The sequence below is a fragment of the Aquirufa sp. Wall-65K1 genome (assembly GCF_054558475.1).
On the sequence record NZ_JBPXKD010000003.1, the window covers coordinates 353,736 to 379,953 of the forward strand.

23 protein-coding genes are annotated in these 26,218 nt (G+C 37.9%); 10 read left to right on the forward strand and 13 right to left on the reverse strand.

Translation table 11 applies throughout. From position 1 onward, the window contains the following. Positions 1 to 55: 55 nt before the first annotated feature. On the reverse strand, positions 56 to 982 hold the full coding sequence (locus ACST15_RS06885; RefSeq protein WP_459453933.1) for a helix-turn-helix domain-containing protein: 927 nt from the start codon (positions 980 to 982) through the stop codon (positions 56 to 58). Between the two features lie 315 nt (positions 983 to 1,297). On the opposite strand from ACST15_RS06885, the gene ACST15_RS06890 reads away from it, so the two are divergent. From ACST15_RS06890 to ACST15_RS06925, 8 genes are all read left to right on the forward strand, one after another. Next, a complete protein-coding gene (locus tag ACST15_RS06890) occupies positions 1,298 to 2,323 on the forward strand; it encodes a rod shape-determining protein (RefSeq protein WP_109324299.1) in 1,026 nt (341 codons plus the stop codon). 18 nt (positions 2,324 to 2,341) lie between these two features. Continuing rightward, positions 2,342 to 3,181, forward strand: coding sequence for a rod shape-determining protein MreC (mreC, locus tag ACST15_RS06895; RefSeq protein ID WP_459453934.1), 840 nt, complete (start codon positions 2,342 to 2,344; stop codon positions 3,179 to 3,181). 1 nt (position 3,182) lies between these two features. Continuing rightward, positions 3,183 to 3,692 carry a hypothetical protein gene (locus ACST15_RS06900; protein ID WP_459453935.1) on the forward strand — a complete coding sequence of 170 codons (510 nt, stop codon included), beginning with the start codon at positions 3,183 to 3,185 and terminating at the stop codon, positions 3,690 to 3,692. Positions 3,693 to 3,790: 98 nt separating this feature from the next. After that, complete coding sequence (locus ACST15_RS06905; RefSeq protein ID WP_459453936.1) at positions 3,791 to 4,399, forward strand: sigma-70 family RNA polymerase sigma factor; 609 nt, start codon at positions 3,791 to 3,793, stop codon at positions 4,397 to 4,399. Between the two features lie 53 nt (positions 4,400 to 4,452). Further along, the gene (locus ACST15_RS06910) at positions 4,453 to 4,725 is read left to right on the forward strand and encodes a phosphohydrolase (protein ID WP_166229664.1); all 273 of its coding nucleotides are present in this window, start codon (positions 4,453 to 4,455) and stop codon (positions 4,723 to 4,725) included. Positions 4,726 to 4,745: 20 nt separating this feature from the next. Beyond that, positions 4,746 to 5,312 (forward strand): guanylate kinase, encoded by a 567-nt coding sequence (gmk, locus tag ACST15_RS06915; protein WP_459453937.1) that lies wholly within the window; start codon positions 4,746 to 4,748, stop codon positions 5,310 to 5,312. A 3-nt stretch (positions 5,313 to 5,315) separates the two neighbouring features. Beyond that, complete coding sequence (gene nadD / locus ACST15_RS06920) at positions 5,316 to 5,888, forward strand: nicotinate (nicotinamide) nucleotide adenylyltransferase (protein WP_459453938.1); 573 nt, start codon at positions 5,316 to 5,318, stop codon at positions 5,886 to 5,888. An 80-nt stretch (positions 5,889 to 5,968) separates the two neighbouring features. After that, on the forward strand, positions 5,969 to 7,972 hold the full coding sequence (locus tag ACST15_RS06925; RefSeq protein ID WP_459453939.1) for a ComEC/Rec2 family competence protein: 2,004 nt from the start codon (positions 5,969 to 5,971) through the stop codon (positions 7,970 to 7,972). 32 nt (positions 7,973 to 8,004) lie between these two features. On the opposite strand, the gene typA is transcribed toward ACST15_RS06925, so the two are convergent. The 5 genes from typA to cysS all read right to left on the reverse strand — a co-directional run bounded on the left by typA (position 8,005) and on the right by cysS (position 15,052). Then, a complete protein-coding gene (gene typA / locus ACST15_RS06930) occupies positions 8,005 to 9,813 on the reverse strand; it encodes a translational GTPase TypA (protein WP_459453940.1) in 1,809 nt (602 codons plus the stop codon). A 114-nt stretch (positions 9,814 to 9,927) separates the two neighbouring features. Then, positions 9,928 to 11,880 carry a 1-deoxy-D-xylulose-5-phosphate synthase gene (gene dxs / locus ACST15_RS06935; RefSeq protein ID WP_459453941.1) on the reverse strand — a complete coding sequence of 651 codons (1,953 nt, stop codon included), beginning with the start codon at positions 11,878 to 11,880 and terminating at the stop codon, positions 9,928 to 9,930. 68 nt (positions 11,881 to 11,948) lie between these two features. Next, complete coding sequence (locus ACST15_RS06940) at positions 11,949 to 12,812, reverse strand: rhomboid family intramembrane serine protease (protein ID WP_459453942.1); 864 nt, start codon at positions 12,810 to 12,812, stop codon at positions 11,949 to 11,951. Position 12,813: 1 nt separating this feature from the next. Further along, complete coding sequence (locus tag ACST15_RS06945; protein WP_459453943.1) at positions 12,814 to 13,554, reverse strand: rhomboid family intramembrane serine protease; 741 nt, start codon at positions 13,552 to 13,554, stop codon at positions 12,814 to 12,816. A gap of 4 nt (positions 13,555 to 13,558) precedes the next feature. Further along, positions 13,559 to 15,052 (reverse strand): cysteine--tRNA ligase, encoded by a 1,494-nt coding sequence (gene cysS / locus ACST15_RS06950; RefSeq protein ID WP_459453944.1) that lies wholly within the window; start codon positions 15,050 to 15,052, stop codon positions 13,559 to 13,561. Positions 15,053 to 15,198: 146 nt separating this feature from the next. Here cysS and ACST15_RS06955 point away from each other — a divergent pair, with 146 nt between their 5' ends. Both ACST15_RS06955 and ACST15_RS06960 read left to right on the forward strand, forming a co-directional pair. Next, a complete protein-coding gene (locus ACST15_RS06955) occupies positions 15,199 to 16,401 on the forward strand; it encodes a hypothetical protein (RefSeq protein ID WP_459453945.1) in 1,203 nt (400 codons plus the stop codon). 10 nt (positions 16,402 to 16,411) lie between these two features. Then, positions 16,412 to 17,320, forward strand: a complete 909-nt coding sequence (locus tag ACST15_RS06960; protein ID WP_459453946.1) for a PfkB family carbohydrate kinase — start codon at positions 16,412 to 16,414, stop codon at positions 17,318 to 17,320. On the opposite strand, the gene ACST15_RS06965 is transcribed toward ACST15_RS06960, so the two are convergent. The 7 genes from ACST15_RS06965 to ACST15_RS06995 form a co-directional block, all read right to left on the reverse strand. Further along, complete coding sequence (locus ACST15_RS06965) at positions 17,317 to 18,612, reverse strand: M16 family metallopeptidase (protein WP_459453947.1); 1,296 nt, start codon at positions 18,610 to 18,612, stop codon at positions 17,317 to 17,319. The genes ACST15_RS06960 and ACST15_RS06965 overlap by 4 nt on opposite strands. Positions 18,613 to 18,652: 40 nt before the next feature. Beyond that, positions 18,653 to 19,834 carry a type IX secretion system outer membrane channel protein PorV gene (gene porV / locus ACST15_RS06970; RefSeq protein WP_459453948.1) on the reverse strand — a complete coding sequence of 394 codons (1,182 nt, stop codon included), beginning with the start codon at positions 19,832 to 19,834 and terminating at the stop codon, positions 18,653 to 18,655. A gap of 102 nt (positions 19,835 to 19,936) precedes the next feature. Further along, the gene (gene porU, locus ACST15_RS06975; protein WP_459453949.1) at positions 19,937 to 23,275 is read right to left on the reverse strand and encodes a type IX secretion system sortase PorU; all 3,339 of its coding nucleotides are present in this window, start codon (positions 23,273 to 23,275) and stop codon (positions 19,937 to 19,939) included. Continuing rightward, positions 23,235 to 23,858 carry a SprT-like domain-containing protein gene (locus tag ACST15_RS06980; protein ID WP_459453950.1) on the reverse strand — a complete coding sequence of 208 codons (624 nt, stop codon included), beginning with the start codon at positions 23,856 to 23,858 and terminating at the stop codon, positions 23,235 to 23,237. The genes porU and ACST15_RS06980 overlap by 41 nt, the downstream gene beginning before the upstream one ends. Positions 23,859 to 23,921: 63 nt before the next feature. After that, the gene (locus ACST15_RS06985) at positions 23,922 to 24,164 is read right to left on the reverse strand and encodes a hypothetical protein (RefSeq protein ID WP_459453951.1); all 243 of its coding nucleotides are present in this window, start codon (positions 24,162 to 24,164) and stop codon (positions 23,922 to 23,924) included. Between the two features lie 127 nt (positions 24,165 to 24,291). Further along, positions 24,292 to 24,786 carry a GtrA family protein gene (locus ACST15_RS06990; protein ID WP_459453952.1) on the reverse strand — a complete coding sequence of 165 codons (495 nt, stop codon included), beginning with the start codon at positions 24,784 to 24,786 and terminating at the stop codon, positions 24,292 to 24,294. 12 nt (positions 24,787 to 24,798) lie between these two features. Next, the gene (locus tag ACST15_RS06995; protein WP_459453953.1) at positions 24,799 to 26,196 is read right to left on the reverse strand and encodes an NADH-quinone oxidoreductase subunit N; all 1,398 of its coding nucleotides are present in this window, start codon (positions 26,194 to 26,196) and stop codon (positions 24,799 to 24,801) included. Positions 26,197 to 26,218: the final 22 nt, after the last annotated feature.

The window sequence follows — 26,218 nt, forward strand, 5'->3', positions numbered from 1 at the left end:
GCCCATGAAAATGGGCCTTTTGCATTTGAATATAGAAAAATCTAAAATCAGGGTTTTAGATATTCATCAATGATTCTCTTCTTCTCATTTTTCCTGCTGGTATACCAAACATCATTTTGAAACGGCGGCAGAAATAAGCGGTGTCCTTGTAGCCTACCTCAGAACCAATGGCACGTATGGACTTCTTTGTTGTTCTTAAGAGCCCCACGGCAGCCTCCATGCGTTGGTATTCAATGTAATCTTGAGGATTAATACCTGTCAGCATTTTGAAATATTGACCTACATAATCTTCAGAGACATTAGCTACATTGGCTAAAACCTTGTTAGATAAATCTCCACCTAAATTATCTTTGATGTAGGCGAATATGTCAATCAAACGAGGGTCTTTGAAATAGGTACTATTGGTGGCCAATTGCTCAACAAAAAGGCGATTACGAATGATGTAACGAATTACTTCAATTACGATTTCTTCCGTTTTGATTTTGATGATACGTCCTTTTCCAATTTCGTCTGACATATCTTCCAATAAGATTTCCTTAATGGATTGAGCCAGGTTGTCGTCTTTTTTAATCAAAAATGGAGGGATATCCAGCGAAGTAAAGAAGTTAACCGAGTCAAAAACTTTCGCTTCAAACGCTACCATTCCAAAAGAATTGTCTGCCTTGCCGATAGTATTTGGATCCATGTTTTGATCAAAATACAATTCACGGTGCGTCATGAATTCTTCATTGTTGACAGCTTTCGGTTTTTCTGAATTACCGTAGGTTACACTAACCATTTTTCCTCCGGGGATAAAGAGCATATCGCCCTCTTCTACTGGAGTATCTTCCTCACCAAAAGAAACCTCACCTTTGTACAAAATCAAGAGCGAGTTTTCTACATCATAATAATTTTTGATGCGGATTGGTTGTAATATTCTAATGTTTCTCGCCTTAATGAATTTAACACCAAGGGATTCGATAATTTTGTTATAATCTTCCATTTTTTTGCTCGTTTACAAACATTCAGAACATTTGTAGGATTAAACTTGGACAAAACTAATAAAACAGATAATAATTCCAAATTATTTAATCCAATTTTTTCCTTAAAATGACAAATAAATTATTGTAATAAACCTATAATTGGCAGTATATAGGGAGGAAAGTATTTAAAGCGTTGTTTAGATTGACTTTTATAATTATTTCGAGGATATTCCATTTTTTGATTTAATTTAAATAATTAGCTCGTTTTTTATTGGTAAATTTGTTTTTTAGCTTTAGTTCAGCCACGCGACTGGGGTATATTTTAGCAATCAATTATGGGAATTTTTAATTTTCTGACCAAGGATATTGCCATCGACTTAGGTACGGCAAATACTCTGATTATTCACAAAAATCAAGTGGTGGTAGATGAGCCATCCATTATTGCATTGGATCGAACAACCAACAAGGTTTTGGCTGTTGGTCGACAAGCCATGATGATGCATGAAAAAACCAATGATAACATTAAAACGATTCGTCCATTGAAAGATGGAGTAATTGCAGACTTTACTGCAGCGGAATTAATGATGCGTGGTTTGATTAAAATGATGGATAAGGGAAATTCATTTTTCTCTCCTGCCCTGCGCATGGTTATTTGTATTCCTTCTGGCATCACAGAGGTGGAAAAAAGAGCGGTAAAGGATTCAGCAGAACATGCTGGTGCGCGTGAAGTATACATGGTTCATGAGCCGATAGCTGCGGCGATTGGAATTGGAATAGATATCGAACAACCTAACGGATCTTTGGTGGTAGATATTGGAGGAGGAACCACGGAAGTGGCAATTATTTCATTAAGCGGGATAGTTGTAGAGAACTCCATTCGTGTAGCGGGAGATGAATTCACCCGAGATATCAAGGATTATTTATTAAGAGAACATAAGTTAATCATTGGTGAACGCTCTGCCGAGCAAATTAAAATTCAGGTTGGAGCAGCTTTACCTGAGCTTGAAAATCCTCCAGCTGATTTTGAGATACGTGGACGTGATCAAATGACAGGTATTCCTAAGGAAATCCTCATTAACTATTCTGAAATTGCTTATGCCTTAGATTCTTCCATCACGAAGATCGAAGTAGCGATTATGGAAACACTTCAGCGGGCTCCTGCCGAGCTATCGGGTGATATTTTCCATAACGGAATTCACCTAGCAGGTGGTGGTGCTATGTTGCACGGATTAGATAAACGAATTGAAAAGAAAACTCAATTAAAGGTTCATGTAGCTGATGATCCTTTGAAAGCGGTTGTTCGTGGTACGGGAGAAATATTGAAAAATCTAGAGAAATATAAGCCTGTTTTAATCACCTAGTAACCCAACAATTCAGATATGAATCAATTGTTTCAATTCCTCTTACGACAAAGGAACTTCCTCTTGTTTTTCGTATTGGAATTGATCAGTTTATGGTCGGTGTTTAAATACAATGATTACCAAAGGACATTGTATTTTAATACGACTAACCAGTGGGTTGCTTCTTTATTGGCTCAAAAACAAGAAGTTCAAAATTATTATAAGCTCAGGGATATCAACCGTGAGTTAGCATCCGAAAATGCGCAATTGCGCCAAGAAGTTTTTCGCTTGAAAGCACAAAAGGCGCCTGATTTAAAACTACCCTATTATATTAATGAGGCGGTTTTGAATCAATATCAACCGCTTGCATGTAAGGTGATTGATTTGACCACCCAACAATCTCAAAATTATTTAACGATTGATAAAGGTACCAAAGATGGGCTTCACCCAGGCATGGCCGTTATTTCTTCCACTGGGGTAGTGGGAAAGATTCTTTCTTGTACTGAAAATCTTTCTATGGTGATTTCCATTTTGCACACTAATAATACAGTTTCCGCTAAATTGAAGTCAAGTGGTGAGTTAGGCTATGTTAAATGGGCAGGCTGGCAACCAGAAGTAGCAGAAATGATGGATGTATCCAAATATAAAAAAGTAGTCAAAGGGGATACTGTCGTTACTTCCGATTACAATGCTGTCTTTCCGCCCAATGTTCCCATCGGAATTGTTGCTAAGTTAGGTTTGAAGAAGGATGGTAATTTTCATGATATTAAGATCATGTTATTAACCCATTTTTCTACGTTACAATATGTTTATGTGATTAAAAATCGCTTGGCATGGCAACAAGCCAAATTGGAACAATCTAAACCTAAGCCAGAATAAGATGGGAAATAGCAGCACCTTTCGTTGGATTTTGACGGTTGTTTTTACGCTACTTATTCAAGTTCTTTTTTTAAGGGATTTGACCATCGCTTATTTCGCCTTTTGTTTTTTATATGTTTGGCCATTACTTAAAGCTCCCATTGATACTCCTGTTGCCTATTTAATGTTGGGAGCCTTTGTTTTAGGTTGGATTGTAGACGTCTTTTATAATACACATGGCATGCATGCTTTTGCCACGGTACTCATGGCATCCTTGCGATCTCCCATTTTTCGCTTATTGACCCCGGCCAATGGATATGATGAGCGTTCCCATGTAAGTTTACAAGAGATGAGACCTTTATGGTTTTTTTCTTATTTATTTCTGATGCTATTCAGTCACCATTGTGTGTTATTCCTTTTAGAAGCTAGTGATTTTGATTTAGTTGGAATTAGCTTACTAAGAGGACTTTCTAGCTGTCTATTGGGAATCCTGGTTTTTGGTATTCTGGAGCTTTTCAATCTGAATAAATAAGCCTTTTTGTCATATTTTTCCTTACTTTTTTCTTGGGCATAAAATTGTAGGGAGGATTGTACGTTATCAGGAAATGATAATGCCTTAATATAATGACTATGGACGTCCAAGTAGAAAATGAAATCGATCCTTCGCCACAAGCGAGACTGATTTTTGAAAAAGAATTTATGCCGCATCTAGATGCGATGTATAATTTTGCTTTGAGATTGACGAATGATGAAGATGATGCCCAGGATTTGGTACAAGATACTTGCCTAAAAGCCTATCGTTTTATTCATTCTTTTGAGCCGGGGACATATGCTAAAGCTTGGTTATTTCGCATTCTAAAGAATAATTTCATCAATGATTACCGTAAAAAATCGCGTGGTCCATCCAAAGTTGAATTTGAATGGGTAGAGCAATCTTTTTCTGGTGAAGATGATCCAGAACCGGCTCATCAGGCTGATTTACATGCGGAAACAGTCAATGAAATGTTGGGGGATGAAATTACCAAAGCGATTCAAGTCTTGCCTGTCGACTTCCGAATGATTATCATTTTATGTGATTTGGAGGAGTTTAGCTATGAAGAAATGGCGAAGATTTTAAATATCCCAATTGGTACGGTACGTTCGCGTTTACACCGTGCCAGAGCATTATTGAAAGAATCTTTAGCTACTTATGCTAAATCAAAAGGATATGGCGCTGACACTTTGTCAGATTTGGATTGAACTTTTAAATCAAGGCTTGTGTTAGCCCAAACAGAATGTATTAATTAATGAGCATGAAGAAGAGCTGTGAACATCAGAAAGATTGCATGAAGCTAATCCAGCGAATATTGGATAAAGAGGCAAGTCCAGAAGAGGAGGCTGCCTTTTTGGCAAACAAAGATCAATGTATTCCGTGTCAAGAGGGATATGAATTGGAAACGTCATTAAAGAAGGCCATTAAAGAAAAATGTACGGCAAAATGCCCTGATGAACTTTTTGCTCGAATCAAAGAGAAACTTTTTCTATTAATTATCCTTATTTCCATCTTAATTCCCTTATTTTGTTAGCTTAATCAAACAGCATTTTTTTGGAAGGGAAATTAATTATTTTTTCAGCACCTTCGGGTTCAGGTAAAACGACCATCGTTAAAGAACTCATCAAAAATAATTCCAATTTGGGATTTTCTATTTCAGCATGCACCCGAGATAAACGTGGGAGATCCGAGGAGAACGGGAAAGATTATTATTTTTTAAGTCCGGAGGAGTTTCGACAAAAAATCAATGAAGATGCCTTTGTTGAATGGGAAGAGGTGTATCCTGGAGCATATTATGGAACTTTGAAATCTGAAATTGAGCGTATTTGGGCTTCCGGAAAACACGTAATTTTTGACGTGGATGTTAAAGGTGGTCTAGCGCTTAAAAAGTATTATGGCGATCGTGCATTGGCCATTTTTGTTAAAGTTCCCACCTTGGAGATATTGGAAGAAAGGTTGCGTTCTAGGGGTACTGAGAGCGAAGAAGCATTATCTAAGCGTATTTTTAAGATGAAATTTGAATGGTCTTTTCAAAGTCAATTTGATGTCATCTTAGTCAATGATAAATTAGAGCATGCCATCGAAGAGGCTCAAGCCCTTTTTGATGATTTTACTAAATAATCCATGAAAATCGGTTTATTTTTTGGTTCATTTAACCCCATTCATCATGGTCATTTGATGATTGCACAAGCGGTTTTGAATCAAACGGATGTTCAACAGATTTGGTTTGTTGTTTCCCCTCAAAATCCCCATAAAAAGAGCAAAAGTTTGTTGCATGAGTTTGATCGATTGGATTTAGTCGAAAGAGCCATTGCAGATAATTTCCAATTCAAAAGCTGTGATATTGAATTCAGCCTAAAAAAGCCTTCATATACCATAGATACCCTTATTCATTTGTCGGAAAAATATCCTCAACATACTTTCGAATTAATATTGGGGGGTGATAATTTGGAGCAATTTAAAAGTTGGAAAAATTACGATAAGATTCTTGATTATTTTGGCCTTTACGTATACCCTAGAGGGGAAGAACCAAATTCCGATCTTTGGAGTCATCCAAAAGTAAAAAAGGTTAAAGCACCTGTTTTACATATTTCCGCGACCTATATCAGGGAATGCATTCAAAAAAATCAATCGATAAAATACCTAGTTCCTGATACAGTAGAGCAATTAATCGCTCAGAAAAAATTCTACATTTAGGCCTAAGCGCTTAAATTTTGTTTTCATTTTTTAGTCCATTTCCTTTTTTACGGCTTTGTTTCTGGTGGATTTTGGGCATTATGATGGTTCCCAATCAACCAGGAGGATCTCTTATTTCAGCGAAGTTCATATTTCCACTTTGTTTGCTAGTGGCTCTCTTTTTATGGATTTCAAATAAAACCGTCTTTTATTCTTTTCTCCTTTCAGTATGCTGTTTATTAGCCGCTTATTTTCATAGTTTCGAACGGGATTATCGCTTTCAAAAGCCCCCCAAAGACCTTATAGCTTTTCGATTTCAATCCACCAGTATACCTGTGGCCAAATCAAAGACTTATGCCTTAGAAGGCGAAATCTCTGCTTATTTAACTAGCAAAGGCCTCTGGCAAGAAATTCGAAGTAAAAGCCTTTTTTATTTGGAGAAAAAAGGCCCTGCTCCTCGAATAGGGGATTCCTATTTAGTTCATGCTCAGCTTCAAGCTATCCGGCCAGGAGCATTTCCTTATGGACAAAACTGGCCTGTATTTTATGCTCGAAAGGGCATATTCACAACTGGGTATTTATCTAGGAAACAGGTAAAATTACTACAACCTTCACATTCTAATTTCTCCCTACTCGTCCTTTTTGACCATTGGCAGCGGACCCTACTCCATCATTTACATCGTGTTGTCCTTGAAGAAAGAAATAAGGCCGTGGCGGGTGCCATGTTATTAGGGAGTCATGAAAAGATTGATTTTGAAACAAAAAAAAGCTATGCCGCCTTAGGGGCTATTCATATTTTATCTGTCTCTGGAATGCACATTGGGATACTTTTTATGTGTTTACAATTTTTCCTAAAATTCATTCCTAAGCGAACCAGGCTGATGCAAGTAGCCTTGTTTGCTTTTCCTATAATCCTGATTTGGCTGTATGCCGGTATCACAGGTTTTTCAGCACCAGTAGTAAGAGCCAGCTGGATGTTTTCCGTTGTGCTATTTGCTCAGACATTCCGTTACCCTGTAAATTCCATTAATTTACTTTCGTTTACTGCATTTATCATATTGATTTGGGATCCTATGCAATTATATGATGTAGGATTTCAATTGTCTTTTTTGGCGGTTTTGGGTATTCTTCTGTTTCAACCTTATTTAAATGCTATTTGGCAGCCAACAGTAGAAAGGCCCATACTTAATTACCTAATTAAACAAGTGATATCCTTGACCACTGTGGCAATTGCCGCTCAAATTTTGTCCTTTCCTTGGATATTGTATTACTTCCATCAATTCCCTCATATCGGGATTATGTTATTGGCTAATCCCATATTGGTATTAATTTCTTCCATTTCATTAGTCTTGGGGATGGCTTTTCTAATCTCAGCGCCTATTTTTCAAGCGGTCGGCTACATTACATGCTATGATGTTCTAGGAGCATTGTTTGATTATAGCCTTCATATGTTGCATGCGCTCATGTATTGGCTTGAACGTGAATTTGAACCGACGATTCCCTTTTTACATTGGGACGGATGGATGTTCTTTCCTTATTTTTTAATCCTTATATGGAGTATATCCTGGTGGAAAACACGTAATCTTACCTATTTAATCTTATTGCCCATATTGATGCTGGGAAGTGTTGGCTATTTTCAGTGGGAGCAATGGAAGTTAATGAAAGAGCAATCTATGGCTTACCTAGCACAGTATAGGGGAGACCCTGTTTGGATTCATCTCAAAGGATTAAAAGCTAAGCTAGTAGGGCCATCAGGTATGTACCAAGACCCCGCTTGGATACAATCTAATATTTTACCTCTTTTAGCCAATCACTATGTACAGGATACTGTTCAGGTAACTTGGGATTCAACCAGAAATCTTTCTTGGTATTGGAAGGGAAAACATTACTATTGGGCAAAGAATGAACAAGGTTTAATTCCTAAGCATGTAGATGTTTTTATTTTGAATGGCCGACTTAAAAAGGCCCATTGGAATGAGCTATTGAAATATAATATAGAAAGTCAATGGCTTTGGACACAATCAATACCGGCTTATTACCGAAGACCTTTAACCTCATCTCACAATCAGCTAGCCTTGGATTCCGTTTCTGCTCAGGTATATTAAAAAAGGCTGTCGTTTCGGACAGCCTTTCTAATTTATTTATTTTTTTGCTCTTGACGTTTACGCTCGTTTGGATCAAGGTAGATCTTACGCATACGTAAAGACTTAGGAGTGATTTCTAAGTATTCATCCTTTTGAATGAATTCCATACACTCTTCTAATGAGAAGTTTAATTTTGGAGCAATCTTGGTATTGGTATCCGTACCCGAAGCACGCATATTGGTTAATTGCTTGGCATTTTGCAGGTTTACCTCAATATCGTTTTGGCGATTATGCTCACCGACTACCATTCCTGAGTAAATCTCCTCACCTGGATCAATGAAGAACACCCCTCTGTCTTGTAATTTATCAATAGCATAAGGAGTAGCAACACCCGTATTCATTGAAATTAAAGAACCATTGATTCTACCTGGAATGGGACCTTTGAATGGCTCATATCCAATAAAACGGTGGGCCATGATTGCTTCACCGAAGGTAGCAGTTAATACTTTAGAACGTAATCCAATCAAACCTCTTGAAGGGATATTAAATTCTAAGTGTTGTAAGTCACCTTTAGGTTCCATAATCAATAATTCTCCCTTTCCTTGGGTTGCTAATTCGATTACTTTACCCGCTACTTCTTCTGGTACATCTACCACTAATGATTCGATTGGCTCTAATTTTTCTCCATTTTCACCTTCTTTATAAATTACTTGAGGCTGCCCTACTTGTAATTCATAACCTTCGCGACGCATGGTTTCAATCAAAACAGACAAGTGAAGAATTCCACGACCGAAAACTAAGAATTTATCCTCACTTTCCGTGGTCATTACTCTTAAAGCTAAGTTTTTCTCAGTCTCCTTGAATAGACGCTCACGGATATGGCGAGAAGTTACCATTTTACCTTCTCTTCCGAAGAACGGTGAGTTGTTAATGGTAAACAACATATTCATCGTTGGTTCGTCAATGGCGATACGCTCTAATGCTTCTGGATTTTCTGGATCAGCTAAGGTATCACCAATTTCAAAATCTTCAATACCTGTTACCGCGCAAATCTCACCACATTCAACAGTATCAACGCGTACCTTTCCAAGGCCTTCAAATACTTGTAGTTCTTTGATACGCATTTTCTTCACTGAACCATCAGACTTACAAAGAGCAATGGGCATATTTTCTTTCAAGGTTCCACGCTCCAAACGTCCGATCGCGATACGACCAACAAAAGAAGAGTAGTCCAAAGAAGTAATTTGCATTTGAGGAGTACCTTCCTGAACCTTAGAAGCAGGAATGTGCTCAATGATGGCATCTAATAAAGGGATGATATTGTCAGTTGGGGTCTTCCAATCTGTATTCATCCAGCCTTGTTTAGAAGAACCGTATAAGCATGGGAAATCCAATTGCTCTTCAGTCGCATTTAAGTTAAACATTAAGTCAAAAACTGACTCATGTACTTCATCTGGACGACAGTTTTCTTTATCTACTTTGTTAACAACCACGATTGGTTTCAAACCTAAAGCGATAGCCTTAGATAATACGAAACGTGTTTGTGGCATTGGGCCTTCAAAGGCATCCACTAATAACAAAACACCATCAGCCATACGTAATACACGTTCCACTTCTCCTCCAAAGTCGGCGTGACCAGGAGTATCAATGATGTTGATTTTAACGCCATTATAGCGAACGGATACGTTTTTGGAAACGATGGTAATTCCACGCTCTCTTTCTAAGTCGTTGTTATCCAAGATCAGATCACCGAATTCTTGATTTTCTCTAAAAATCTTAGATGCATGAATGATTTTGTCGACTAGCGTAGTTTTACCGTGGTCAACGTGGGCAATGATGGCAATGTTGCGAATGCTTTGCATAAAATAATGGCGCTTTGATGAAATCAAATCTCTCTGCCAGAGGAAATTTAAGGTGCAAAGGTAGGGATTATTTCTTAGAAAAGTACTAATTGTATTGAATGAAATCGCGAAAACTTAATCTTGACTAACTTTCTGAGAAGTAGATTTCGTCTTCTTTGGATAGAAGTGGGCTATTTTTTTCAGGATACTTTCTGAATCAATACCACATAATTGATAAAGTTCATGAGGCTCTCCATGTTCAATTATATCATCTGGGACCCCTAAACGTAAAATTGGCTTATTGTAGCCATGGTCTAGCATAAACTCGGCGATAGCAGAACCAAAGCCACCTTGTATGCAGGCATCTTCCACCGTAATTACTTGATTATACTTGGTAAATACTTCATGAAGTATTTTTTCATCCAATGGTTTCACGAATCTCATGTCGTAAAGCGCTGGATTCATTCCTGCTGATTTGGCTTTTTGACAAGCTAATTCAGCCTCATTTCCGATATGGCCAATACTTAATATGGCAACATCCTCTCCATCAAATATCTTTTGTCCTGTTCCAATTTTAATTTCCTCGAAGGAGGTCCTCCATACAGGCATCACTCCTGCACCACGAGGGTATCGGATGGTAATGGCTTTTTGATGTTCTTTAAATGTATCTAAAGACGCAGTGTACATGATATTTCTAAGTTCTTGCTCGTTTCTAGGAGCAGCAACTATCATGTTGGGTATACAACGCATATAAGCTAGGTCATATAAACCATGATGTGTAGGACCATCAGCGCCAGCTAAGCCAGCTCGGTCTAAACAGAATATCACGGGAAGCTTTTGTAGACAAACATCATGAACTACTTGGTCATAGCCTCGTTGCATGAAAGAACTATAGATATTACAAAATACGGTTAAACCTTGCGTGGCCATACCAGCTGAAAATGTAACAGCATGTTGTTCGGCTATCCCCACGTCAAAAGCCCGGTCAGGCATAGCTCTCATCATAATATTCAAAGAGGAGCCGGAAGGCATAGCAGGCGTAATTCCCATAATTTTAGGATTTTGCTCTGCTAATTCTAATATGGTATGTCCAAAAACCTCTTGATATTTAGGAGGTTGTGGATTATCGAAGGTCTTTTTATGGATTTCCCCAGTGATTTTATCAAATTTTCCTGGGGCATGCCAAAGTGTTTGATCTTTTTCTGCTAATGAATACCCTTTCCCTTTGGTAGTAATACAATGTAAGATTTTAGGTCCAGGAATATCCTTTAAATCATTTAAGACCGTGGTTAAATATTGTACATCATGGCCATCAATGGGTCCAAAATACCTTAAATTTAGCGATTCAAAGAGATTACTTTGCTTAAGTAATGTGGCTTTCAGTCCATTTTCAATTTTAGATACAATCTCCTGGGCGGATTTTCCAAATTTGGACATCTTTCCCAATAGATTCCAAACATCATCTTTTACTCGATTGTAGGTATGTGAAGTGGTGATGTCGGTTAAATATTCCTTTAAGGCACCAACATTGGGGTCGATGGCCATGCAATTATCGTTGAGGATAATGAGCATATTATTAGGAATATCCCCGGCATGATTCATTGCCTCGAAGGCCATACCGGCTGTCATCGAACCGTCACCAATGACGGCAATGTGCTGTTTATGAAACTCTTTTTTATACCGAGAGGCGACAGCCATACCTAAGGCTGCAGAAATGGAAGTGGATGAATGGCCAACGCCAAAAGCATCATATTCACTTTCCGAACGCTTGGGAAAGCCACTTATTCCTCCTAATAGTCGATTTGTATGAAATGAATCCTGGCGACCAGTGAGTATTTTATGTCCGTAGGCTTGATGGCCGACATCCCAAACGAGTTGATCGTCTGGCGTGTTGAAAACATAATGTAAGGCAACGGTCAATTCGGTAACCCCTAATGAAGCACCAAAATGCCCTCCATTGACTGATACATGGTCAATAATAAATTGGCGCAATTCATGGCAAACTGCAGGTAAATCTGCAGGGGACAACTTCCGCAAATCCGCTGGGGATTGGATTTTGCTTAGGATAGGTCCGGCTTGAAATTGCATACTTGGAGGGGTATTTTTTATAAAGGGTTCTTTTCTAACTATACAAAGGTAAAAATGTTTTTGGCTGACTAGTCATTTTTTTGACTTGCTTTAAACAATCGTTTCTTTTCATGTTTGCTTAAACTCTCATAACCCGAGGTAGAAATTTTATCTAAAATGGCGTTCAATTCATCCTCTTCAATCTCATCGGCATCATTTTGTTCTACGAAATCTTGTATTTTTCGTTGGATGGTCATGGAATAAGAGTATATTTTTTCTTCGGGTGCAGGTCTGCGTGATTGTCTTTTTTGGTAAGAGTAAGCATACAGAAAGCCTAAAAGGGCTCCGCCTAAATGGGCGATATTTCCTCCGGCATTAGTTCCTGTTGTTTCAATCATGGACCAAAGAATATAAAATGCCGCGACATATTTAATGGCTACTTCTCCAAAGATTAATAGGTGTACCTTATAGTTGGGTTGTAAAGTGGCTGCACCCACCACGATAGCAAAAACACTGGCAGAAGCACCATTTAAGAAAATGGGGCCCTTCATGACAAAATAGGAAAAGCTATTCAGTAATAAAATATAAGCAATAGCTCCGGCTAATCCTCCTAAAAAATACAATTGAATCAAGCGCTTTTGCCCTATAAAAGTGTGGATGATTTGTCCAAACCAATACAGAAACAGCATATTGAATATCAGGTGGAAAATCTCAAAATGAGCAAAGAAATAAGTGAAGAATGTCCAAGGTTTGTACAAAACGACCTTAGGTTGTGAGGAGAGGGCAATTTGCTCTAGGAGTAAATTATACCAGTCTTCTTTACCCGCTAATGATAAAAATACATGGGTTAAAGAAATGACAACAAAGACTACCACATTGGCTAATATCAAGCGCCATAACCCATTTTCTGGGTTTTGAATGACTAGCCGAATGTCCTGCCAAATACTTTTCATCTCAATAGAAATTATTCCTTTGTGTTTTCCAAACCTTTAATAGGATCACCGCAAAAATCATTCCACCAATGTGAGCGAAATGAGCCACATTATCTCCCTGGCTTTGTTGGATACCTGCATAGAGCTCATAAAGTCCGTAAAAGGTGACAAAATATTTCGCCTTAATGGGTATGGGAAAGGGAAATAAAAACATTTCTGAATTGGGGAATAAATAACCAAATGCCATGATGATTCCGAAAATGGCACCTGATGCACCACCTAGTGCTCCCATATTGATTAATGCTTCATAATTAGCAATTACCCAATTGATGTTAATTTGCCCACCTGGTGCTGAAATAATGCCATAATGCTGGGCATAATCAATTAAATTTTCTGAGTTGGGATTAGCTAAAACCAGTTCTGTGGCTCTCCTAATTTCTGCGAAGTCGATGAAGTGTTGGATCCCCATATACAAAAGGCCTGCCCCAATACCACAAAAAAAGTAAAAGAAAAGAAATCGTTGAGCCCCCCAAATACGTTCTAGTAAGGATCCAAACATGTAAAGTCCAAACATGTTTCCCAGTAGGTGCATGAAGCTAGCATGCACAAACATGTAGCTTACTACCTGGAAAAAGCGGAAATCGCTGGCTCCAAAATAATGCAAAGTGAGAAAGTCTTGAGGAAAGCCGAAACCCTTGATCAAGTAAAGTCCTACATTGATTAACAATAAAGTACGAACAGTTGGTGTTAAGTTTTGTAGCATTTCTTTATTCTTCGTATCCCCAATCTATCGAGGTTTTCATGTCTTTAATGATCAATCCCATGGATTTGAAAGTAGCTCTAATTTCATCCACTTTGTCATATTGCTTACTCCGCTTGAATTCAGTATACAATTGAAGTAATCCTTGAATCATATTTTCCCATTGGTCAGGCAGTTCTTCTTTAATACCTAAAATGTCTTCTAGGAATGAAATATAATTTGTTTTCAAGGATTCAAATGCCTTTTCTCCAATGGACTCTAATGAAATTTGTCCAGTATAAATCTGATTTATTTTCTTCAATAAAGTAAACAAATGAGCTATAGTAACAGCCGTATTTAAATCATCGTTCATTCCATCGTAACATCCCTGAACGGCAGCTTGAATTTCTTCCGCATGCTTACTTTCAATAGCTGCCGCATTGGCAACTTCTGGGAATGACATGTTCTTGACGATTCTTAGGCCATTAGCGATACGTTTATAGCCTTTTTGGGCTGCTTTTAGTGCCTCATTGGAGAAGTCCAGGGTACTTCGGTATTGAGATTGTAACATAAAAAAGCGCACCGTCATTGGGCTGTAGGCTTGTTCCAATAGAGGATGACTTCCACTAAATAATTCAGAAGGTAAAAATGAATTACCTAGTGATTTGCTCATTTTTTGCCCATTAACGGTGAGCATATTGGTATGCATCCAATACCTGACTGGTGCTTTGCCATAGGTAGCTTTGGCCTGAGCAATTTCACATTCATGATGTGGGAATTTTAAGTCCATTCCACCGCCATGAATATCAAAGGTGTCTCCTAAGTACTTGTGACTCATGCAAGTACACTCCAAATGCCAGCCTGGAAATCCTTCTCCCCAAGGAGATGGCCAATGCATGAGGTGCTCTGGAGCAGCTTTTTTCCACAAGGCAAAATCCAATGGATTTCTTTTTTCACCAACCCCGTCCAAATCCCGTGTTTCAGTCAATAAATCTTCTAAAACTCGACCAGACAGTTTTCCATAATCTCCCCCTTGTTTATTATAGCTTTCTATATCAAAATAAACAGATCCATTGGACTCATAAGCTAATCCTTTGTCTAATAGAGTTTTAGTAGTTTCAATTTGCTCCATGATATGTCCCGTGGCCGTTGGCTCAATACTCGGGGGAAGTAAATTAAACTGCTCCAAAACTTGGTGGAAATTTTGCGTATACCGGTGCACTATTTCCATTGGCTCTAGCTTTTCCAGCTTGGCCATTTTACCAATTTTGTCCTCTCCTTCGTCTCCATCACCCACTAAGTGACCTACATCGGTAATATTCCTCACATAACGTACTTGATAGCCTAGGTGACGTAAGTAACGGTGCAGGATGTCGAAGGAGGTGAAAGTCCTTAAATTACCCAAATGAACATAATTATAAACGGTTGGACCACATACATATAAACCTACATGTGGAGCATTAATGGCCGTGAATAATTCTTTTTCTCTACTGAGGGTATTATATAATTTTAAGGCTTGCATGGTTTGAACGATTCCTTTTCGGATGTGCTATTTATAAAAGAATTAAAATTACTTTGATTCTTTTAAACCACCAAACGATTTATCGCCTTGGAATGTTTTATGGGAGGGAGGATTGCTCGACTCATTCTATTATCTTTGTTTAAATATTGAAATTCCATTTAAAATCCAGCATGTATTTACGAGAAGTAGCTGATGATAATTCATTAAAGAAAGCTTTTTTGACATTTCCTGTTAGCCTTTATGCAACTGATGCTAATTGGATACGTCCATTGGATTCCGACATAGAGTCTATTTTTGACCCTAAAAAAAATCCACAGTTCAAGCATGGGGAAGCTATTCGTTGGTTATTATTCAATGAAGATCATCAAGTAATTGGTCGAGTGGCAGCATTTTATGATGGGAAACCCGCCAAAGATGGAGAATTAGCTGCGGGAGGGATGGGGTTTTTTGAATGTATCGAAGATCAGAAAGCTGCTTTTATTTTGTTTGATGCTTGCGCAGATTGGTTAAAATCCAAGGGACTAGAGGCGATGGATGGCCCTATTAATTTTGGAGAAAGGGATAGCTTTTGGGGATTGATGGTGAAAGGTTGGGAATTTGAACCTACCTATAAAATGCCTTGGACTAAGGAATATTATATTGCCTATTTTGAACAATATGGATTCAAGGATTATTTCCAGCAATATGTATTTGTATCACCCGTATCTGCAGCGAATGTAGCCCCGTCCATTGAAGAAAAAGCACAACGAATTTATCAGAATCCGAATTATGTGTTCAAGCACATTGAAAAATCAGATTTGAGTAAATATGCGGAAGATTTTAAAATCATTTTCAATGCAGCTTGGGCCAAATTTCCAGGTGTAACAGCCATGAGCTCAGAGCAAGCTCAAAAGCTCGTAAAGAAAATGAAGCCTATCATTGATGAGCAATTATTATGGTTTGCTTATACATCAGAGGGTGAACCTGTTGCCTTTTTTATTGTTATTCCTGATTTAAATCAAATTGTCAAGCACCTGAATGGGAAGATGAATGTTTGGGGAATGATTAAATTTTTACTTTTAAAATGGAAGGGAGCGCTAACTCGTTGCTGTGGGGTGATTTTTGGAGTTGTTCCCGAACATCAAGGCAAAGGTGTGGAGTCTGCCATCGCCTTACGTTTCCGTCAAGCTGCTCGAGATAATCCTTTTTATCCATATGAAACCATGGATATGAATTGGGTGGGTGATTTTAATCCGAAAATGCTTCGATTTGTTTCCCAATTGGGAGCCAGTATCGATAAAACATACATTACATATCGTTATTTATTTAATCCAAACCAGCCCTTTAGTCGTTGTCCTAAAGTAGGCTAAATAATTTAAAATGAGCTTATTATCAATTGGAACAGTGGCTTTTGATGCCCTGGAAACCCCGTACGGAAAAACAGATAAAATCATCGGTGGATCTTGTACTTACATTAGCCTATCAGCGGCATTTTTCCTGCCAAAGGTAAATGTTGTGGCAGTAGTTGGAGATGATTTTCCCAAGGAATATATGGAAACTTTGGAGGAGAAAGGAATCGATTTGACTGGCTTACAGATCAAAGAAGGAGAAAAAACATTCTTTTGGGCAGGTAAGTATCACAATAATATGAATACCCGTGATACCTTGGTAACTGATTTGAATGTATTAGCGGATTTTCAGCCAGCAATTCCTGCATCTTATCAAGATTGTGATTATTTAATGTTGGGAAACTTGACGCCACAGGTTCAAATAGATGCCATTCAGGGTTTAACAAAGCGACCTAAATTAATCGTAATGGATACGATGAATTTTTGGATGAATGTGGCTATGGATGATTTGAAACGTGTGTTGAAAATGGTTGATGTCCTTTGCATTAATGATGAGGAGGCTCGTCAATTATCTGAGCAATACTCCTTGAGAATAGCGGCTAAGATGATTATGGCGATGGGACCTAAAACATTGATCATTAAAAAGGGAGAGCATGGTGCTCTCTTATTCCAAGACGATAAAATGTTTTATTGCCCAGCTTTGCCTTTGGAAGAAGTATTCGATCCAACGGGAGCGGGAGATACCTTCGTTGGGGGCTTTATTGGGTACTTAGCACAAAAAGATGATACATCCTTTGAAAGTATGCGTCAAGCTATCGTGTACGGTTCAGCAATGGCTTCCTTTTGTGTGGAGAAATTTGGAACAGAACGTTTATTTGAAATAAGTCCTGCTGATTTGGAAGCCCGAGTGAATGAATTTAGGGAATTAGCTAGATTTTAAGCACCTACCATCACCACATGTAATTCATCCAAGTTCAAGTATTGATTCGCTATTTCGCGCAATTCTTGAGCTTGGCATTGAACGATTTGCGTTTGAAATTGATCATAGAAATCAGGCGCTAGGTTTTCTAGTTGAATGACCTTTATTTTTTCTGCTATATCGAAAGCCTGGGTTAATTCGCCGGTAAAACTACCCATCAAGTAGTTTTTGACTAATTCTAATTCTTCATTCTGCACTAATTCAGTTTGAAGCAAACGTATCTCTTTTTTGATTTCATCCAAGGTTTGCTCGCTATTTTCTCCATTGACATCCGTTCCCGTAACCCAATAGGAAGACTCTTTTAGTGCAACGATGGACGATGAAATACCATAGGTAAATCCTTTATCTTCTCGAATATTATTCTGAAGTCTTGAGCCGAAGTAACCGCCTAAAATGGTATTTAAAATACTAAATTTAAAATAGTCAGGATGCGTTCTCCCGATGGCTAATTTACCTGCTCGAATGGATGTTTGTAATGCGCCATCCCGACATTCATGTTCTACTTTGGAGGATTGGGGGAATACTTCTGGTAAATTAGTTGGCCACGATTGCTCGAAACGTAATTGACCTAATTGCTGATCAAGTAAGCGCATTTCTTGCTTGGATATTTTGCCAGAAAGAAAGATAATGGGTTTGACATTGGCCCAAGTAGACGTATAAAAGTTATATAAATCCATTCGGCTTAAGTCCGCAAGACTTTCAGGGGATGAATATCGGCCATAGGCATGTTGACCAAAAATTTGTCCGCGGAATAATTGACTTGCGGCAAATGATGTTTTTTGCCAATTCAATTTATTTTTTTGGATTTCAATGGCAATTTCTTTCTCGTATTCTTCTTGGCTAAATGTAGCCTCCTTTAGCAATTCAGCCACCCAGGGAATTAATGCTTCAAAGTGTTTATTAAGGCCATATACAGAGAAATTAGCATGATCTAAATTTGCTTGAATATCCCAAAATGCACCTAAAAAATCAAATGCTTCATGTATTGCTTGCGCAGAATGGGCCTTTGTCCCTCTTTTCATAAGATTAGCTGCCATATTGGCTAACCCAGCTTTGGATCCAGATTTTGAGCCCGCCGGGCTGATAATCTCCAACTTAAACACAGGTTGTTCTCCTAGGTTTATGGAATAAACCGGAATCCCATTACTTAAATGAAACACATCAACCATTGGGAATTTTACTAATTCAATGGGATAAGCAGGAGGAGGAGTGGAACGATCTAGCATGATATTCGGGTAAAAAACAAATGACATTCCTAGGAATGTCATTTGAAATCAAAAGATGTATTTTGGCTTATTTCTTAGAGGCACCGTTATTAATAGCCGCTAACAAGGAAACACGAAGTGTGTTAGCTAGAGGGCTACCAGAACCTGTTGGAACTAAGTAAGCAAAATCAAATCCGTATTTTTGGTCTAATTTAAAACCAACTCCGAAAGTGAAATATTTACGATTTCCTTTCATTTCGCTTTCATTGAAATAACCTGTTCTTAAAGCGAATGAATTATTGAATAAGTATTCAGCACCGATTGAAGTAGTGATTTCTTTTAACTCTTCACCAAATCCGTCTGGAGCATCAAACAATGAACTGAAGATTCCACCGATGGCAGTGGCATCATTTGGATCATTACCCACTTTAGCACCATTAGCGTCAATGGAATATGGAGTAGGCACCATTAATTTGTTAAAGTCTAAGGTAAATGTTAAACGATTTCCCTCAGAAATATCTTTAGTAGTTGCCATTCCAAAACGCAAGTTGGTAGGAATGAAGTTTTTATCAATACCACCGTAAGAAACCTTACCTGAAATATTAGACAAAACTAAACCGTAGGTATATTTCCATTCTTTAGCTGAAACGCTGTTCCAATATAAGGCCACATCAGCAGCTACTGTTTGAGCAGGTTTCATTGCTACATTGGATCCATTCGTTCCAGTATAGTTTCCTAATAAATTCGAATTGATGTATTTTAAATTAACACCTAAAGATAAAGTGTTTGATAATTTACGAGCATGAGACGCAGTAATAGCATATTCTTTCGAATTGAAGTTACCTGCACTCTGACCTGTTGAAGTAGTTGCTTGGAATAAACCTTGATCAAAATAATTGATGGAAAACCCGAATGCTTGATCTTTACTAGTCTTTTTGTATCCAGCTATGTTGTATAGTGCCATATCATTTACCAAGTTTCTTAACCAAGGTGTATATGATATAGAGAATCCTAAGTCTTTCTCAGCTGTAGCTAATTTAGCTGGATTCCAATAAATGGCGTTGACATCCGATGAAATAGCGACACCAGCATCTCCCATACCAGCCGAACGTGCATCTGGAGCAACATTCAAGAATAACATGGTTGGTGTAGGTATTCTTCCTGCATTTATTTGACCAGAAACTAATGCTTGTCCAAACGCACAAGTACTAATCAAACCTGCTACCAAGGTTAATAATGCTTTTGGGAATAATGAATTGTTTGTCGTCATTGTTTAAAAAAATTAGAGAGTCTTGTTTAGCATAAAGCCAAGGCCAAAAATAGGCATTTTTACGCTAATTGTTGTTTTGTAAGCTAAAATATTTGTCAAAATTTATTTTAAGGTAGCTATTTTGCCTTGGTACTTGCGGATATTGGAACCTTGGATATCTTTGATTTCAAGCATATAATTAGCTCCTAAACCGATATTTCTAAGCTCTGATTCATTAAATTGGAATGAAAGATCTAAAAATTCCGAACCTCCTCCCAGTAAATTTCCCTCTTTTTCTATTACGGTTTGACCTAAGATGCTGATAATTTTAAAATTATACTGATAATCTGACCAAAACTTTTCTTGACTCAGGCGAATGTTTAATTGTTCTTGAAAAGGATTAGGATATACTAGGCAAAAATTAGCTGTAAGATTCTCTTTCGAAACTTGAAAACGAAACGATGACTCGCTCATGTTATTGTTTATATCAAAACATTTTACCTGAATTTTGTACTCTCCGGGAACTAAATTTTGAAAGGGATATATCGCCGTCCCCTCGTTGCTTTGGCCTGATTTGGGAATAAAGTAATCAACCAAGGGGATTTTTAAGGTATCATTTACCAAAATATAACTGATTTCTCCATTCATTTTGCGCCATAAAAAACCACTATCATCTTTAAGCTGAATCTGTAATATGGGTTTTGAGCTTGTAGCTTCTACATTTGGTTCATTTAGGCTAATCTGAATTTTTGGGCTCTGGTTATCTGAAAAATTGGTTTTAGTGGCTATTTGTACCATGGATTTAGCACCTGCCCAGGTCATTCCAAGGGTGTCTTTTCCAATTATTTTTAATGTCACTTGTTGGTTTCCTCCCATTGGTGGAATATTTTTTGGGGAAAAGGAGATTTTCCCATTGGTTATTTTACTTGATATCTTCCAAAAGATCTCTCCATCTAGTTTATATGAATAGCTAGCAGTTTTAGTACCTAAGGTTTTTTGAGGTGTATCTGGTCCTACCAATGATATTTCTACTTCATTTGCTGGGCCCGGCATTGGTATACTAATCAGTTTTTCACTTCCTGATAATAGACTATCTTCGGGTATGTTTATTGGCTGATAAATCCATGGTAAATCCGCAGAAGGATCTCCCAACAAACTAATATTACGGTTGATTACTCCTGCGTGACTTTGGTTTTTGGTATCTCTGAACAAGTCGCCCATTTTATAATTTTTTTGATGAGCATGTTCTTGAATGAGGCGATAAAATGCTTGACCAAAGATGTAATTGCTGCTTTGAAATACGGGTCTAGTTGTACTAATTAGGCCAATCGCTCCTCCTTTGTCTGAAAGTAAGCTTAATTCTGCACCCGATAATACATTAGGATCATCAAATCTTCCGAATTGACAAGTGGCAGTCAGCACCCAAGGAAGATGTTGGGCATTATTTAATTTCTGAATATCCTCAGTTGTCCATATTTTTTCATCAGTCCAAACTGTCTCGGCTCCATGACCTATGAAATGAATAAAGTTCGCTTTTTGCTCCCAGGTATTTTTTACAGCTTGCCTGCCAGCTTTTGAACCATAAATTCCATTATTCAATTCCATGGGAAATTGATCCAAATAAATTTTTTGTTTTTGAAATAGGGGATTACTCTTGGCTAAACTCGACGAAAAATCTTCAGCATCTTGAACATGTAAATTGGAATCGCCGTCATCTGCAATCCAAGAAAACTGATAAATTGAAGCAGGCGAAGATTTTTGTTTTTCGGAATAATTTATCAGTTTATTGACTAAAACTAGGGCTTCATTGGGATTTCTAGCGGGTAATCGGCCAATACCAATAGAAAGTCTTTCATTTACTGCTTGATCTCCTTCTGTCCATGCTCCTTGGCCAGGTTCCAAAAATCCAAAATAGTCGTCAGAAGCATAGCTTAAAAGGGGATGAAAAGATTCTACACTTTCATAGGTAGGAACATAGCTCGCTTTTTCAATGGCTGTAGCTACTGAATTTTTATTTTTATAATCTATGGAGGCATCACCTAACAAGATAACATACTTTAATAGGGCATCTGGTCTATTTTTTTGGTCATATAAATAATCACGGATGGCAGTTACATCTTGTTTGCCACCGGCATATTCATGATAAATTAGATCGGTTGTAATTACACTCGTTTTAATTTGGGCCTTTGTATTTTTATACCAAGCCAGTTTCTCTGCGGCATTTTGAAGCCTAGGACTTGAGATGATGATGAGTTCGCTGGCTGGACTATGTTTAATGTCTTGAAGCTTCAACTGTTGTACAAAATCAGGGCTGCTTAATTTACTAGGTTCAAAAATTAATAATTTACTCCCTGGAGAAGTCGATATTTTTCCTTTTGCCTGTTTATTTGATAAACTAAGCCAGTCCTGATCTCCGTTTTTAAGCCAAATTTGATGCTTATCGTTAAGGTTTTGAATAGAAATGCTGAAACTGGAATCTTGTTGATTAGCTAAATAATATAATGGATTTTCATTGGCGGCATTGAAAAGTCGCGGGTAATTGAGTGTAAGGCTATTGAGGTAGCCTGTTCCGATACTATTGGCATAGTTGATTTTCCAGGACCATTGATTGTTTTTAATGTTCGGTCGAACAGTACCATAAAAATTTTTTACTTGAATTTTTTGGTCATATCGATCGCCTGAAATAGGACCTATCACCCAAGGTGGAAGCTTATTGTTTTCAATAGTGAACGTGAAAATCCCTTCTTTCACGGAGCTAGAAGCCAGCTGGCCAAATATTTCAGCCAATGCCCCTTCCTTATAATCTTTGATTGGATATTGAATGATTTTCTCGCTATTACCTGAAAAGGCATCCCCCAACCACTGCCTACCTGATTGGATAGCATTGGTAAACTCTGGTTGGTAGTGGAAATGGGACCAAGCGTAATCTAGGCTAGGCTCTTGTGCCTGTCCCCAAGTTGTTTGCTTGATTCTTTGGCTTTTTGGACTATCCCATCGAATAAAGTAGTAAGAGGAATCTGTATATGGGTGAGTCTCTGTTTTCCATCTTTTTTGATCTTTATCCCAAATGGTCAAATGAGCAGATTCAGCATAAAAACAAATTAGGTCATTGTCATCCCAAACACCATTTTCTTCGCCTAGGAATAAACTACTGATAGGTTCTAAGTCCTTGGTTCTAGGGCTATTAGTGAGTTGAGGAAGAATTCCTCTTTGGCCTTGAAAAATGACTACTTTTTGAGGATTAATGCGGCTAGGATCAATCTTGTTTTTTATTAGCCAGTCTTTATTGATTTGATATACTCCTGTCTGGCTGACAGCGATTTTTGTCCATGTACCTTCTGATAAGACAGAATGTGACTGGCAAAGGCTAATCCCAGGAAATAGAAAAACAGAAATAATAGCCAAGAAGATATGTCCAGGACTAATCGGTAGATTGGTTTTCCAATAAGCTAACTTGGGCATTTTTCGCTACTAAATAGAGTTTCCCGCTAATCTGTTCTTTGCAAATGTAACGGGTTCTACGAAGTTTCCCTTTGACAAGTTGGAGGTTTTTTAGAAAAAACAATTGATTCTCCTCGAGTTCGTGCAGGCTGACCAAGGGATTTTCAGGGTCAAAGGTTTTTAATACTTCCACTAAAGGAGTGTACATGGAGGAAGAAGCTGAGGGATTTTTTAGATAGGTCTTTAGGACGTTCACTAAGGCTTCGGGTAATAATTCAGGATCAAGGATGGGTTCGAATAAGTTATAAAACTCTTTTTTCCATTCATTGCCATGAGGAGAGACTTTGTTTTTATGTGCGAGGTAGGTGCTAAGATGGGCTACTTCATGGATGTAGGTGACCAAAAATGCATAGGGGTTTAGGTTGTGGTTCACCGTTATTTGATGTCCCTTTTGAGGAGAATAACGGTAGTCCCCTAATTTAGAGCCTCGTTCTTTACTGACAATAAAGTCAAAGGAATAGTCTTGCCAAAGCTGAAAACAATACTCAGCGACGCTGGCGGGGAAATGATCGAAAAAGGATTGAATTCTTTTGCTTTTGACCATCGTGAAAAGGGCATAAAAAAAGTCCTTCGCATGCGAAGGACCTTTCTCTCTTTTGCTTAGAAATTATTTCTTAGCAGCAGTGTCAGCAGCAGCAGTGTCAGCAGCAGCAGTATCAACAGCAGCAGCAGCAGCAGTATCAACAGCTACAGAATCAGCAGCAGCTTCAGTTTTTTTCTCACCACAAGATGCCAAAGTTACCATTGCAGCAACGAAAGCTAGAGCGAATACTTTTTTCATTTTTTTGATATTTAAGGTTTGAGTTACAAAACTAATGGATTGATTTGTATCTACCAATAATTTTGACAAAATTTTAAGAAATTTTTAAGTATTGGTCAAGATTTTTTCAAAAAACCTTATTTAGGGAATATATTGGGCGTTTTTAGAACTTAAAAATATTAAGTAATTCTTAAGGAATTCTAAAATTAATGGATCTTTAGCGGATTAAATCCTTAAATCGGTCATAAAAACCACTACTTTTAAAAGTAAAAGATTTGTGCAAAACGTAGTTAGACACAAAACTAAAGCCCATACCGTTGGTGGTAGTAAGTACTTGAGTGAGGTTGATTTTTTTAACTGAATAAGGTATTTGCCAATAAAAATCATTCATGATTCCATGTAAAGCGCGATAGGGCAATACACTAAAGAACCAAGTGACAAATCCTGAAAAAGACGCAACCATTAAGAATTTAATCATTTCCCTCCTTGTTTGCTGCGACTGGCGGGCATTAAAGGCAAATAGTTTTGTCAGAATAAATCCAACGACTAATGAAATGTAATAAGCGGGTAAAATGGATTCTTCGTAACTTACTTTAAACCAATCTTTGATCAATCCGCCGGATATTAGTTGTACTACAGCTCCAGTTCCCGCAATAAGGAAATAGGCTAATAGGTCTTTTTTATTAAATAGTTTAGAGTTCGATTTGCTCAAAATGGCTAATGATTAGAAAACGCTTTTGACTAGGCTAGGGTAAACTCCTAATATGATAGTACCAAGTGTGCAAGCCCAAAGCGCTACTTTGAATAGAGCAGGAACTTCAATTTTTTCTATTTCTCCAGCCTTCAAATAAACAGCTATGATTCCTTTGAAATAGTAGTAAATACCTACTGCTGACATCAAGATGGCCAAGATGACAGGGTAAATAATATTTCTACTAAAGGTGTCAGAGAAAATAAAAAATTTACCCCAGAAACCAGCCGTTAAAGGAATACCTGCTAAAGAAAGCATCGAAATGCTGAAGCATAAAGCTAAGCCTGGATTGTTTTTAGCAAGGCCTTCAAATGAACTGAAATTTTCTGGTTTCTCTACGCGGGCACTTTGGTATTCCGATACTAAAATTAATACAGCAAAGGCCACCACAGTTGCCAATGTATAAGATAATGAATAGTATAAGATACTGGAAGTGGTACTGATTTGCTTAGAACTTACTGTTAATAACAAGTAACCAGCATGAGAGATACTGGAGAATGCTAGCATTCTTTTCACACTCTGCTGATAAACGGCCGAAATATTTCCTACGACCAGCGTTAGCATACTGATGAAATATACGGGTAGTACCCAGACGGTATATAAACTTCCGAAGATGCCTGAAACCAGGTGAAATAGCGCCGCAAAGCTAGCTGTTTTCACGATGGTCGACATAAACATGGTGAAAATGGTTGGAGCTCCTTCGTAAACATCGGGAGTCCAAAAGTGGAAAGGTGCCGCTGATACTTTAAACAATAATCCTACGATAATTAATAAAACTCCAATGAACAAAAAGGTTGGCATGGACTCAGGAGCAGTGCTGGTAAGAATTGTCCCTATGTTTGAAATATAAAAAGAACGAGTAGCCCCGTAAACCAAGGTAATACCAAAAAGTAGGATACCCGTGGTAAATGAACCCATTAAGAAATACTTAATCGCAGCTTCATTCGAGCGAAGGTTTCTCTTGTCGCTACCTGTTAACACATACATGGCTACCGATAAGATTTCTAAACCCACAAACAAGACAATCATGTGATCGAATGATACCATTAAAATGGCCCCTACCACAGAAAATAGCATAATGGCATAATATTCTGCAGGATGAGTATGTTCATCATCTTGCCCAAATGCTTTAGAAAATGCTACTACAAAAAAGGCGGCTAATTGTATGATGAGACTAAAATTAATGGACGTGTTGGTCGTGCGGAACATATTTCCAAACCACAATAATTCATGATTCCAGTCGGAAACAGTCAAAGCCATGGAAACCACTAAGAATAATAGGGTTACCAATTGTATCGTTTTTCTAGGGAACCAAAATCCCAAGAATAAATTACTAATTCCAAAAAGAGATAAAGCAATGATAGCCGTCATAATTTTATGCGATGCTGTTTAA